At 35.3% G+C, this 13626-nt stretch carries 14 protein-coding genes; all 14 read right to left on the bottom strand.

All coding sequences use genetic code 11. The features are described 5' to 3' along the window. Window positions 1-9: 9 nt before the first annotated feature. Complete coding sequence (locus NZ848_RS05325) at window positions 10-1062, bottom strand: TerY-C metal binding domain-containing protein (RefSeq protein WP_253526235.1); 1053 nt, start codon at window positions 1060-1062, stop codon at window positions 10-12. A gap of 324 nt (window positions 1063-1386) precedes the next feature. Next, complete coding sequence (locus tag NZ848_RS05320) at window positions 1387-2022, bottom strand: vWA domain-containing protein (protein ID WP_253526233.1); 636 nt, start codon at window positions 2020-2022, stop codon at window positions 1387-1389. Between the two features lie 126 nt (window positions 2023-2148). Continuing rightward, entirely contained in the window at window positions 2149-2787 is a 639-nt protein-coding gene (locus tag NZ848_RS05315) for a vWA domain-containing protein (protein WP_253526228.1), read from the bottom strand. A gap of 514 nt (window positions 2788-3301) precedes the next feature. Then, window positions 3302-3967, bottom strand: a complete 666-nt coding sequence (locus tag NZ848_RS05310) for a TerD family protein (RefSeq protein ID WP_253526227.1) — start codon at window positions 3965-3967, stop codon at window positions 3302-3304. A gap of 7 nt (window positions 3968-3974) precedes the next feature. Beyond that, the gene (locus NZ848_RS05305; RefSeq protein ID WP_253526219.1) at window positions 3975-4526 is read right to left on the bottom strand and encodes a TerD family protein; all 552 of its coding nucleotides are present in this window, start codon (window positions 4524-4526) and stop codon (window positions 3975-3977) included. Further along, window positions 4516-5358 (bottom strand): phosphoribosyltransferase family protein, encoded by an 843-nt coding sequence (locus NZ848_RS05300; RefSeq protein ID WP_259014650.1) that lies wholly within the window; start codon window positions 5356-5358, stop codon window positions 4516-4518. The genes NZ848_RS05305 and NZ848_RS05300 overlap by 11 nt, the downstream gene beginning before the upstream one ends. Further along, the gene (locus tag NZ848_RS05295; protein WP_253526215.1) at window positions 5359-6060 is read right to left on the bottom strand and encodes an HAD family hydrolase; all 702 of its coding nucleotides are present in this window, start codon (window positions 6058-6060) and stop codon (window positions 5359-5361) included. Window positions 6061-7746: 1686 nt separating this feature from the next. Beyond that, window positions 7747-8391: a TerD family protein gene (locus NZ848_RS05290; RefSeq protein WP_253526213.1), complete on the bottom strand. Its 645-nt coding sequence runs from the start codon at window positions 8389-8391 to the stop codon at window positions 7747-7749. Window positions 8392-8428: 37 nt separating this feature from the next. Continuing rightward, window positions 8429-8698 carry a hypothetical protein gene (locus NZ848_RS05285; protein WP_259014649.1) on the bottom strand — a complete coding sequence of 90 codons (270 nt, stop codon included), beginning with the start codon at window positions 8696-8698 and terminating at the stop codon, window positions 8429-8431. 21 nt (window positions 8699-8719) lie between these two features. Next, window positions 8720-9295 carry a TerD family protein gene (locus NZ848_RS05280; protein ID WP_253526194.1) on the bottom strand — a complete coding sequence of 192 codons (576 nt, stop codon included), beginning with the start codon at window positions 9293-9295 and terminating at the stop codon, window positions 8720-8722. Window positions 9296-9841: 546 nt separating this feature from the next. Next, window positions 9842-10012, bottom strand: a complete 171-nt coding sequence (locus NZ848_RS05275) for a hypothetical protein (RefSeq protein WP_259014648.1) — start codon at window positions 10010-10012, stop codon at window positions 9842-9844. Window positions 10013-10359: 347 nt separating this feature from the next. After that, window positions 10360-11115 carry a LytR/AlgR family response regulator transcription factor gene (locus NZ848_RS05270; protein ID WP_259014647.1) on the bottom strand — a complete coding sequence of 252 codons (756 nt, stop codon included), beginning with the start codon at window positions 11113-11115 and terminating at the stop codon, window positions 10360-10362. Next, window positions 11112-12227, bottom strand: coding sequence for a sensor histidine kinase (locus tag NZ848_RS05265; RefSeq protein ID WP_259014646.1), 1116 nt, complete (start codon window positions 12225-12227; stop codon window positions 11112-11114). Before NZ848_RS05265 ends, NZ848_RS05270 begins: the two co-directional genes overlap by 4 nt. Next, window positions 12228-13625, bottom strand: a complete 1398-nt coding sequence (locus NZ848_RS05260) for an efflux transporter outer membrane subunit (protein WP_259014645.1) — start codon at window positions 13623-13625, stop codon at window positions 12228-12230. Window position 13626 lies beyond the last annotated feature (1 nt).

The following is a 13626-nucleotide window of genomic DNA, read 5'->3' as shown; positions in this document are numbered from 1 at the left end:
TCTTTTGGTTTATCCTTGAGTTCTGTTTACATCAAAGTTTGCACCACCATATCCATACGTTCCAGTCATATTGCACCAAGGACAAGTGCTGACTTCTTCAGATCCAACACAATGAATTTTGCCACACACACATAATGCAAAGGCAAATTGATTACCACAGCAAGGGCAAGTAGGAGCACCTATCAATTCGCTTGTATTAATTTTTAGATTGGCATCATTTCCATCTGATAATTCATAATATGTGTTATCCAATTGAAAAGCACCAACCAATCGATAACTTACGGTTTGATAATTTAGTCCAGCAAAACCAGAGTTATTAATAACTTTTTTATACTTCATTAGGTAAGGGCGTTTTGTGTTCTGACATTTGCCTGACAGCACCACAAAATTATTATCTACATAGGTACGAGATGGTTTTGATTTAGACAAATCGATTTTAGTAACTATTTCTTCGTCTAGTTTCGATAACTCAAATCCAGATGTATTTTGTTCAACCCTTTCGCTACTTGTCTTGATAGAGTCAGTTACCCATTTGAAAAACTGTTTATAAGATTGAGCATCAGTGTTTTTAAATAAAAGTACATTCTCTGTCAATTCTCCCAGAAGATTTGTGTTGTTTTCATCTCCAAACGAAATAGCAACCATATTGGCCGTTCTTGCCCAATTTTGCTTCCATTCAGCAATGGCAGCAGATGTATCATCAGTTGGCACACCATCGGTAAACAAAAAGACTATTGGTTTCCAATCTCCTTTACGTTCATAAGTTGTTTTTACTATATTAGTACGGAGTTCAAACATTAAATGCCCCAAGCCTTTGCTCAATGAAGTTCCGCTACCAATTGGAAACTTTGGAGGGTAAAAATTTACAATTTCTTGTAATGGAACAATTGTTTTTGGTTGCCCGGCAAAGACTATTATCGAAACCCAAACCGTTTCAATTGAATAGGGGTCTGCCTTAAGTGTCTGAATAATAGTAGCTATACCCTCTTCTACCTGCTGAATTTGCTCACCTACCATTGATTCAGAGATGTCAATTAAAAAATAAATGGGTAGTCGTCTCATGTTGTCAAAAAAAGTTGTTTAGTACCAAAAGTATAATCAATAAAATTATTTGCGTCATATCAAGCGACAAACCATTGCCCACTTTGAATGGCCTTATGAATGATTTTAAACCATTTAATATCGGACTGAAAATCTTCTCAAAAAAAATAAACACACCCAGATTACTATTGCTTAACTTGTCCTTAAATGGTAGTAGTTTTGAAAAAATAAATAAGCCTGTTATTAATACATTTAGAAATAGTTTTATTAGCATCTGAAGGTGGGGTTAGGCTATTTTACTTAAATGGTTTATAGAGAATTAAAGATGTTCAGGGAAATTATAAATCAAATCACCAAATTTATTTCACTCGGAGGTGGTGGTAAGGCCACGCTTTCGCCGGTTCCTTGACTTTTATTGCCCTGCTCAATAGTTTCTGAAACCCATTTGAAAAACTGTTTTAATGTTGTGCTATCTGCATTATCAAGATGAACCACATCGGGTGTTAATTCTTTCAACAGGCTGTCATCTGCCATTGACCCAGCCGCACAACAGACAATCGCTCCAAAGTTTAAAGATTTTATTTTAGGAATCATTTCTCTATACAACATCAAGTCATTAGGCTTACCATCAGTAAAGATAAACAATAGAGGTTTCCAATCTCCTTTTTGAGTTTCAGTGCCTTTAATTACTTCTTTTTTCGTTTTTTCATAGAGCATCTCAAGTGCTTTCCCAGTATGGGTTGGCCCACTTTGAGGGCAAGTTATTTCTGGCAACTGGAATAAAGCCAACTCAGTAAGCGGCATAAGTTCTTTTACTTCTCTATCAAATGTTATCATTGATAGCCAAAGCGAATCTAATGCCTGTGCATCTGACCTTAAGGCATTTAACATTCCGATAAGTGCATTGTTTAATGCCTGGATTGGCTCACCATACATTGACCCTGAGGTATCTAACAAAAAATAAACGGGGAGTCGTCGCATTGTTAATAAAAATTAATTTCGTTCTTCACAATCTAAAAAATGTCTGAAAAACTAAATTGTGCCGGAAATTTCGTGATTATAAATTTGTGATATTATTCCAGCACAATTGTTTTCGTAAAATAAAATTTAAACAACAATGTTCAGCTCTGGCGGCGGAGGGGGCAATTCATTTAAGCCGGTAACTTCTTTACCTGAATCCTCCACTTTTGTAGAAGAAACACCAATTGATGCTGTTACCCATTGGAAAAATTTAGCTATACTTTGCCCGTCAGCAGTATCTAAACTTACAACATTTTCAGTAATTTGTCTTAAAACCGAAGTGTCTACCCCGCTACCAGCGGCACAAGCAACAGTGTATGCGGTTTTTCTTTTGCTGAACTCATTTAGTCCACTTTTCCAATCATCAGTAGGTACACCATCTGTCATAATAAACACTAGAGGCTTCCAATCACCTTTACTTTCGGTTGTGGTTTTGGCAACTTCCTTATCAATACAAGCAGCCACTAATTTTAGTCCTTCACCTAGAGCAGTGGTTCCGGAGGCTTTGATATCTACCATTTGAAAAGATGCTAGATCAGTGAGTGGAATGATTTGCCTAGCAGAACTATCAAAAGTAATAATACTAAGAAAGGCTGTTTCTATTGCTTGTGGATTTTGACGCAATGAACTTATCATTATCTGGACACCATTTTTTACTGCTTCAATTGGCTCGCCACTCATTGACCCTGAAGTGTCTAATAATAAATAAACGGGTAGTCTTCTCATTGTTATTGGATATTGTAAGGGCAACTCGAAGAGTTTCCTTTGTTTAAATTTAAGTTATTGTAAACTGAGCTTCCAGTTTGCAACGACGTATCATTTTCTAAAGCATTATTTTACGTGTTCGTTGCATCGTTTAGATCATTTTGCATTAAGTCAAGACATCACTTCTGAGGTAATATCTCTTATGCCGCCTATGTGTTCTATTAAAGCACCAATGGTGTAAGCCGGTACCCATAGCATACCCTGCCAGCCAGGTAACAAATTCATGTTCATGAATCCTGATCAATATTTAGCCGGATTTTTACCTGCCCAGATAAAATATATGTCGGAACTACGTCAAGGCGTCATTATAAAGAAGGAAACTGTAAATGGATAAAGCACAAATTTTCTACCATGGTTGAAATAGGATTTAATTTGACCAACCGATAAACCTTCGATATTATTTATTTGGCTTGACATACTAAACAGGGCTTTAATTTTTCTTTAACAAATAGCATCACATAGGATATGCTATTTGTTATAAATAACTCTTTATAATGCGATGAATAGTCTGTCCTAAAAATATATCTTCGGTAGGGTCTCCAATAGCATTAAATTTCCATTCACTACCTTTCTTATAGAGTTTCCCCATTATAATTGATTTTTTGCCCGAATATTGATTTTCAGCACTTACGTTATAAGAAGCAAAAACTTCTTTTACAAATGTTGGAGTTCCTTCATACATACGAATTTTTGAGTATGGTATTTGCGAAAAGTCCTCTTTACCTGCATTATTTAAGAAGAAAAATATTTGGCTCACATTTGCGGCAATTTTAGATAAATCAACGGTTATGATTTCGTTATCCAACCCATCATCCCCGCCGGTATCTCCTGCCAAATCATCTCCGGTATGTCGTAACGCATTATCTACGGTTTGTAATTTTCCTTTTGGTAATCCAAATTTTTGCAAAACTTCAACACGATATAATGGTGAATAAAGGTGGTCGCAAAGGTTATTCTGATTGTCAAACAATATACAACTCAAATCTAAATCTACTTTTTCTATCGTTTTTTTATCTCCAAAAAAGCCCTTCTTTATTGTCTCAATTGCACCCCAGTTTACGCCGACACAAAAATTAGTAAGTGTTGAGCCATTTTCTTTTCTAAGGTCAATTCTTTGACCTTTGGTTAAATTAATTGCCATTGTTTTATTAGTTATATTTATTTAAAAAGTCTTCTAGTCCTCCTTTCATACCAGTGCCAACTGCTTCAAACTTCCAATCGTTGTTGCGTTTATAGATGCGTCCAAATTCTACAGCAGTTTCTACAGAAAAGTCTTCTTCTAACTCATATTTTAAAATTTCAACATTATCGGAGTTGAAAATTCTAACAAAAGAGTTACGGATTTGTCCAAAATTCTGTCTTTTGCTCTCTGCTTCATGTATAGTTACAACGAGGCAAATTTCATTTGCATTGGGATCAATTTTTGACAAATCAACTTTAATTTGTTCATCATCTCCGTCTCCATCTCCATCAGTATTATCGCCAGTGTGCTCTACACCGCCACAAGGTGTTTTTAAATTGTTATAAAAAACAAAATGATTATCAGAAAGTAATTTTTTGTTATCACCTAACACAAAAACAGAAGCATCTAAGTCAAAATTTGAACCTGTTGAGGAGTTGTTGGTATCCCATCCTAGACCGATGGTAAATTTTGGGGCGTTAATGTTTTCTCTTTGCCCTTTTTGAAGATTAATTGCCATTGTATGAAAGTTTATGATTATTAAGTAAATACTTTTTAATATTATTTAAATTTGGTTTGTATGATTCAATTATATGGTAGCCGTTACCCAGTGCCAAATCGTACAAAAGATTAACAAACTCTGTAGTTTGCTCTTGTATAAATAAATTGAAAACAGATGGTTCTGTGTTAAGTATGTATTTTACCAGCCGTGTATTAAAATTGAAGCCTTCACTGTTAATGATACTATTCAAATGAAAGATTGATTTGACAAAATGGTAATTTAGAAAGTTTTCAATGTTTGGATGAATGTTCTTATTTACCAACTCAGCAAAATAAATCAGATACGTTTCATTGGTTAGATTATATTCTGTCAACATTCGGGTTATCATCATTTCATGGCTGCCAGTAATTCGGATATCATCCAGGAACAAAAGTGTTTTCCCTTTGATAAATTCTTTGTCAATATGAAAAGAATCATTTTTAATTAAATTTATTCTTTCTTCTGCGTTCAGTTCGCCATAATCCTCCTTGTATGTTATTGTGCGACTGACTTTGGTTTCCTGCACTACCTGAAAACCGTTTTCTGATAACCAACGATTGAGTGTAAATACGAACTGGTTTTTCATGGCAAAAGTGGCAGTAGGTATAAAAGAGTAGGGGCTCGAAATCACAACAAGCTGTTCCTTATTATATTTACAAATGAGCACTTGATTGATGAATTCAATTGCTAAATTTTTGCCAAATAATTTAGCGGCAAGATTATCACCAAACTTGAAACGGCTGTAGTCGTCAGGATTAAAACTAAAGCTGTCAATATCGGAGATTTTGTGTAGAGAGAATGAATGAATCATTTAATTCAGCAAATTTAAAATAGTTTTGTCATTTGAATTTATTTGAAAAACATTAACCCCTGCTAACAGACCCCCTTCAATATCTGCCTTAGGGTTATCGCCAATATGAATAATGTCGTTTAATTTTATTGGTGACTCGTTGTGACTATCAAAAGCAGTTTGTATCATTACATCAAAAAAAGAACGATTAGGTTTTGATAAACCAACTTCATCTGAATAAAGTTGAAAATCAAAATACTGAGCAATTTGAAGCTTTTCTAATACTCTGCGTAACGTTTGGCCTTTTATAAATGCTGTGTTGCTTAAAATTCCAATGGTACTTATATTTGATTCCTTTATTCTTTTTAGTATTTCTGGTGTTTCGTTGCTATATAGAATTGGCAGATAATTAAAAACCAGAGTCTCCATTTCCTGATATAACTTTTCTAAATTAATGTCTAAAAAAGCAGCTGAACCGTCATTTATCAGATAAATAACCATTAAATACATCTCATCAGCATCAATGTTTTTACCTGTTTTTTCATTAATAGCGTTGCATATAATATCTACGTGCCTAAATATTTTCTCTATTTCTTCAATACTTTTTTTGGGGCTGAAATTAAAGTTTCTGTAAAAAAATAAGGCTCTTTCTTTCTTAAAATCAGGATTAGATTTGATAAGTGTTAGCCACAGGTCAAATGAGTAATGTTTATAAAGTTGCATTAAAGAAAAATTTACTTTCTAGAAATATATATGTCCTTTTAAAATCCCTACAAAATGGTCTGCTGAACGCGGTTCACCAATGGCAGAGTGCTTCCAATTATTATTTTGACGATAGGTTTCTTTAAAAATCATTGAACGCATTCCGTTACATTAAAAACTATTTGAAATACTGTAAAGCACAATTTTCTTACTATTTGTATCAGAAGATTAAATAGAATCATTATCTAAACTACCCTAATGCCAGCTTTTTGGATACCCTTGATAGATACAGAAAATAAACATGAATGTAATTTACTTAACAGGAGCAGAATTCAGTTTTACAGTTATTTGCTCGTCATTCAATCTCATTTGCCATTCAAATTATCTCTAGTTTGTACAATTAGTTTATCATCGGTTTTTGGTTTTACATCCCTGCCTAAACCATTAATGATAAAAGTTGAGACGAATGTTTTTTACTATGTCATTTTTTCATAAGTCGATAATTTGACCTTCTACCAGGTTTAAAACCACGATTTATTTTGAAATAATGAAAAGCCGAGTAAATCTTTCATGAACTATTTTGTATTAAGGATTTCTTTTTAACTGTTTGAAAATCCTTAACTCTTGACCATCGATTTCAATATGCTCGCCAAAATTTCAAATAGATTGGTGAAATGTTTATTATCTAAAGTATTGTTTACCGCAAAATCAATGTGTACGGCAGTTTTTTTTGGTAAGTCATACCACTGCTTTATTGGCATTGATACCACAGCCAACTTTATAATGAAAATCTGCCACTCACTTGCCAAAACCGAAACCACTAAAGTAGAACCTGTAATAGCTTCAACTATTTCTTTTTTTACTGTTTAGCTACGCTGAGTTTAACCAATACTAATTGCTTGAAAATTTAATTTTTTTAACATTGATTGAGTTGCAACAAAGAAAGAATCGCTTTGGTCTTCATTAAAACCTGTCATCACAAACACTGGTTTAGCGTTCAATTGTGGGCAATTACTTTCATATTTTAACGCTAAACCTAGTTAATGTCAAATATTCTATCGTTGCAAATTTTAATTTACTTTACTATAAAATTTAAAATTGGGAAGATTTGCTCAGTTAAATTATTTATAACCGGCAAAGCAATTTGATAATAGAAATTTTAATGTTGCTTAAGTTTCTGTTTTCCAGATGTTTTAAGAACTGTATTACGGTTAAGTAGTAATTTTAGTCAACAAGCTGGTCTTTTTTCCATTAAACGATTTTGGGCAGTTTCTTCTAATCATCAATTAGTCACAAAGTTGATAGAAGAGAATTTCTATTCTATTTATTACTTTTTATTACATTCTTAAAAGTTTTATATTGTGGTTTATAATCTATTTGGTTACATCTGAACAGATTTTCTTTATCAATTTTATTACTATAGGTTATATCTAACAACAGAGAATTAAAATTTAAAGAGGATTTATTTCTAATGATTGACAACTCTCAATATTGATTCTTATGTCTTTCAAATAATAAATATTTTGCACAGCGGCTCAGGTAAAATCAAACTTATTAAACACCTCACCAGGGTTACAAACGGTATGTAGACTTTATTCTTAATAAATTAAAACTTTTAACCGCGGTATTTTGCATTTGATACGCAATTACCAATAAGTAATTTACCTCGTAGAAACATTTATTTCTACTCTCAAACTAAACTAAGCTTTAATTTAGATATTTACCTATCAATTCGGTAAAATTATCATTGGGACTAGGATCACCAATTGCTCTAAATTTCCATGTGCCATCTTTACGATAAATCTCCGCAAAAGTCATCGAACACATCCCATTATAAGTAGCATCATTTGAAAGATTATAACGAGCTATTTCTTTACCCCTCGCATCTATCGCTCTTATGAAGGCATTATTAACCATTCCAAAATGCTGATTATTTAATCTTCCCTGGTAGATAGTAACTAAAATAACGATACTTTGATACTCAGAACTTAATGAATCTAAAGATACAATGATTTGTTCGTCATCGCCATCACCATCTCCTGTCCGGTTATCACCTGTTGATTTAATATGTCCGGATGGGTGTTTTTGATTGTTATAAAATATAATGTCGCTGCCTATAAAGTTAAATTTATTACCATTAAATTCAACCATTCTACCCAGATTTGCAATTTTCTTATTTGAATCTAGAACAAAAGCAACAACATCCAGGTCGTAATCCGAATTAGACGAATTTAAGTTCTTTTTACGAATATCCCAACCTAAACCAATAATTACTCTGGTCAAATCATATACTTCGCCTTTATCATTTTTTCTTAAGTCGATAGTTTGCCCTTTTTGAAGATTTATTGCCATACTTTTTGAAGATTTTTGTACTCTTTTGAATAGTTTTTTAATTCATACACTTAACAACCGCCAGGACTAAACCAATAATAGAAAATATGACTTTTATTATTGCGCCAAAGCCAACTTCTTCTTCGGCAGGCTCAGACTGCTGCGAAACTTGTCCATTTTGAGTACAATACGTAATAGTGGCGATGTCTAAAATATGCTGTGCTTCGGTAGGGCTTGCTCCTTTGGAAATCAATGAGTTGATAATACTTTCGTGAGGTAAGTCAGCAGCGTATAAAGAAATTGCAAATTGCAATAATGAATTGTTCATTTTTATTTATAGTAGGTTGTTTTATTTAATAATTTGCCCTTTAAAGTACTTAGCAAGAAAAAACGCCAAATCTTCTTTATAGCCAATACCAGATGCCTCAAACTTCCATTTACCTTCACGCTTATAAAGTCTGCCAAATTCTATACCGGTTTCAATCGAAAAATCTTCTCCAAGTTCGTATTTGGCTATTTCAGTACCTGTAGAGTCATCAACGATACGAATATAGGAATTTCGTACTTGTCCGAAATTTTGCTTTCTTGCAAAAGCTTCGTCAATAGTCACAATAAATAGTATTTCCAATATTCTATTGTCAATCTTATTTAAATCAATTTCAATTGTTTCATCGTCTCCTTCTTCACTATTTCCACCGGTAGGGTCATCACCTGTATGATGAATTGCTCCATCCGGAGAATCATTATTACCATAAAACACGAAAAACTCTTCTTCAGGAAGGAGTCTGTTTTTATCAATCGAGATTGCAGAGACATCTAAATCGAACTTAAATCCAGTACCTTCGTTGGGTGTCCAGCCAAGCCCAACACTAATTTTAGATAAACCAATATCTACTTTTTGTCCTTTTGTTAATGTGATTGCCATTCGAAATATTAATAGAACTTATATGATTGATTTAAAAGAATCGCAAAATATGAATTAATAAATATTTTTCAAGTTTTTGATTAAACAATTTTTTGTTAATTATTTATAGTACTGAAACAACGGAATCCATTCAATTTTCAAGGTCTAAATAATCGATACAATTAGTTAGAAATTGACAATTGGTTGCGAGTTTAAATCTCTTTTACTCTTCTATGAAGAGACCTTTACTGCTTAAAATCCCAGGCAAAACTGCTCTGCCTGGTTTTATTCTATGCACCGTAAATTACCATGTCAATGTAAAGTTTATGGCGAAGCAACTCATAAGGCATACCTGTTTTTATTGGATAGGTTTGTATCAGCTAGCCAATTGTTTGGCTTTGCCTTTTTTAGTATAGGTATCCTTTCTGTTTCATCTGCAATAGCTACTAATTTCTTCTATGCTATGTGTTTTAGCTCTACCTTTTTTAAGCTGGTTACGAACTCTTTAATTTAGTGGTTTTATAGGTCTTTCATAGAAATATCCGTTTGATGTACCTCTACTTTGATTTAGTCAACTATTTTCAGGTATAGGCGAATAGCACTGGTTGAAAAAAGTACTTTTATACGGTTGCCTGCACATTGTGCCGGATATAAATAACCCATACTGATGGACTGAGATTTATCTTCTTGAAAAATACAAATAAGCAGAAACCCAAAATCAAGTAGATTTTTTTTCATTATGATTGATAACAGAAATAAAAAGTTTGCAAACCCAAAGAGTAACTTTGATGCGAAATGTTTCAGGAATTGATATTTAGCAAATTACTTATTTTCAGAAGTATTTTTGTCCAACAATAAATAACATAAAGTCACAATGAATAAATATCTGCAATTTAAGTATGCCTGATGACATTGCAAAAAAAGAAACGATTAATCTGGAATTAAAATCTATCATTTCCTTTTTTATTCCTGTTAACGGTTATGTAAACTGAACTGTGTCATTTTAACTAAATTTTTACCTGACTCAGTTAAATTTACAGCCGCGTTTTAGACTCCGGAATCCGGGGTTTAGTTTTTATAACTACTTATCCGCCAAGCCAAAGTTTAAAATGCGGCATCCGGCTTCGGCTTACAATTACCTCTGCATTGCGATCACTCTTCAATACAATTTTGGCTTTCTCACTAAAGTACTTGTGTATACCTTCAATGCTGTTAATATGTATAATATACTGCCTGTTTACCCGAAAGAAAAAAACCGGGTCTAGTTGTTCTTCCAGCTCCTCAAGTGTGTAAGGGACAGCAATGGTTGAGCCATCAAGGAGCTTAAAATGTACTATCTTGTGTTCGAGAAAGATATAATCTATATCAGTTACCGAAACTACCTTGTAGGTTTCGCGATAATGCAACAGGAACCGGCTTTTATATGTTTTTTGCTGAGCTCGCAGAATATCAAAAATACCATTCACATCTTGCGCCGATAGTAATGAACGGTATTCGTTTACTTTTTCTATGGCTTCTTCCAACTCTTCTTTTGCCACAGGTTTTAACAGGTAAGCGGCACCATAAACCTTAAAGGCTCGCAAGGCGTATTCATCATAAGCTGTTGTAAAAATAACAGGCGACTCAATCTTTACTTCTTTGTATATTTCGAAAGACAAACCGTCGGCCAAGCGGATATCCATAAAAATCAGGTTCGGAGCTGGGTTGGCATTCAGCCATTCAATACTCTCCTGAACAGTAGGTAAAACCGCCAGTAAATGAGCATTTCTGGCTACCTTTTCTACCATGCTTTTCAGTAGTTCGGCATTGTGCTGTTCGTCTTCTATAATCAGGTAATTCATTGTGCAACCAATACATTTAACAGCGGCAGTTTTACTTCAAATGAAGACGCCGTTTTAGTGATTTCCGGTATTTTGCCTTCTAATAGCTGGTAGCGTTCCATAATATTTTTTAAGCCCATTCCTGTACTTTTATAATCAATATTGATGGGCTGCAGGTTGTTTTTTACTACAATTTTACCATCTTCTGCGCTTTCAATAGTTAAATTCAAGGGCTGTTTAATGGTTGAAATATTATGTTTGATGGCGTTCTCCAGCAATAGTTGTAAGGTTACGGGTGGAATACCCTTTCTTTTATCTGAATCTGAAATATTGGCCGTTAAATGAATGGTTTCACCATGCCGTATCTTAATAAGATGAAAATAGGTTTCTAAAAACTTCAGTTCTTCTGTCAGAGGTACTATATCCGTTTTTCCGGTGGCCAGAATATACCGATATACCTTTGATAAGTTAGCCAAAAATTCCTGCGCAGCTTTTTTGTCGGTTTCAATCAGCTGGGTTAGTATGCTAAAATTATTGAACAGAAAATGCGGGTCAAGTTGTAACTTGAGTATCTGCAATTCAGACTGCAGGGCATTTTCTATCAACTGATGAGAAAATAACTCCAATTTACTACTTTCAATCACTTTAGCTTTCCATTGTTCAAAGAAGTAATAAGAATGGTAAAAGCTGTTTACAAAAGCAGCTACTAACATATTAACCACCAGATAACTTCTCAGACCTTGTTCGCTCTCTTTGATGTCTGTCGCTGTCTGCGGATAATTCCAATCATAAATCACGTTTTCAAGATATAGCAATAAGAACATACAACAGATAACCACCCCTGTAGTGATGAGAAAATGCAGAAGCATGTGATTTCTGAATACATTTTTTTGATTAATCCACCCGAAAATAAGTCTGATCATCCAGAACAGAATGCCGTACATCAAAATTCCACCGGCAATGTTAAGGCCGATTTCAAACCATTTGGCTTCTACATAAAAATACCAGCAACTACTTTTTGGGTTAAGAAGATACTGGATAAAATTAGCTAATGCCAAAGAAACCGGCACGCCACTCCAATGGAAAACACGTTTCCAGAAAAGGCTGCTGCGGGTTGTTTCCTGGTTCTCCATTTAATTTCCTCCTAAGGCTTTGTATGTGGCAATATAAGCATTTATTTCTTTTTGCGTAACAGTTATAAACGCCAAATTGGCTTGCAGGTACCGTTGCTGAACATCCAGCACTTCCAGATAGTTGGCTTCTCCGGCCGCATAGAGCATCCGGGCATCAGCTATTGCCTTTTCCATAGCTATTTTGCGGTTGTTTACTTCTGCCAACTGCACTTTTATCTGGTCGATATGGGCCAGCGAAGTACTTACTTCTTCAACCGCTACCAGCACCGACTTCCTGAACTCATGCACGGCTGCTTCTTTTTGATGCACCGCCTGCTCGTAAGCAGATTTAATATTGCGCCTGTTAAAAACCGGCTGGGTTAAACCTGCGGAGAAGGTTCCGAACAGAGAAGCGGGTACTGAAAACCAGGTACTTGCCTTAATTGCGTTCAGCCCACCTTGCCCCGTAACAATTAAACTAGGGTAAAACGCTGTTTTTGCTATGCCAATTCTTGCGTTGGCGGCCTGTAAAAGCAATTCCTGCTGTTTTACATCAGGGCGGTTGGCTAACAATCCGGCAGGAATACCGGCATCAATATCTATTCTGAAGGCCCTGCCTTGCAATGCCCCCGGGCGCTGAATGTTACCCGGGTAATTGCCGCTTAAGGTTCGCAGGGCATTTTCCTGCGCCTGAATGCTGGCTTTTATTTCCGGAATTAATGCCCGGGTTTCTGCCAATTGTGCGGCTGATTGCTGTACTGCCAGCGAAGTGGCGTCTCCTACAGAGTATTGTGTTTTTAGTAAACCAAGTGTTTCCGTCATGGTTTTCTCCACCGCTTGCGTAATCCGTAGTTGTTCGTCAAGTCCAAGCAGATTATAGTAAGCCTGGGCAGTAAGGGCCACCAATTGTACCCGTAAAGCCCGGCGGTTTTCGGCACGGCTCAGGTAATTTGCCAGGGCCTCTTCACGTTGTCTTTTAAGCCTGCCCCAGAAGTCAATATCCCACGATACAGCCGTGGCCAGATTATATTCTTCAAACAAAAGGTTGCCAGCAAATGACCCCACCATACTGTTTTTTGAAATTCTCTGAGCACCCGAGTTAATCTGCAGGTTAATATCAGGCAGATAATTGAGTTTTACACTTTTTAAGGATGCTTCTGAGGCCAGCATCTGTTCTGATGCCACAAGTAAATCAGGATTGTTTTCCATCACCTGGTCAAGCAATCTTATTAGATACACATCTGAAAAAAACTGCTGGTAGGCGGGTAATTCGGCCACGCTGTCGGCTACGGATATTGAATTACCGAATGAGGCCGGAAGGCGCAGCTCCGGGCGGGCATAGTCTTTCGTTACCTTGCACGATTGCAAGACGCCAGCAACCAACACAATGGCTATGCTATATTTGATGAGTGTTTTCATT

The organism is Emticicia fluvialis (assembly GCF_024793945.1).
In the GTDB taxonomy this organism is placed as follows: Bacteria; Bacteroidota; Bacteroidia; order Cytophagales; family Spirosomataceae; genus Emticicia; species Emticicia fluvialis.
The sequence above is the reverse complement of the archived record's forward strand: the minus strand, read 5'-3'. Positions and strand labels throughout refer to the sequence as shown.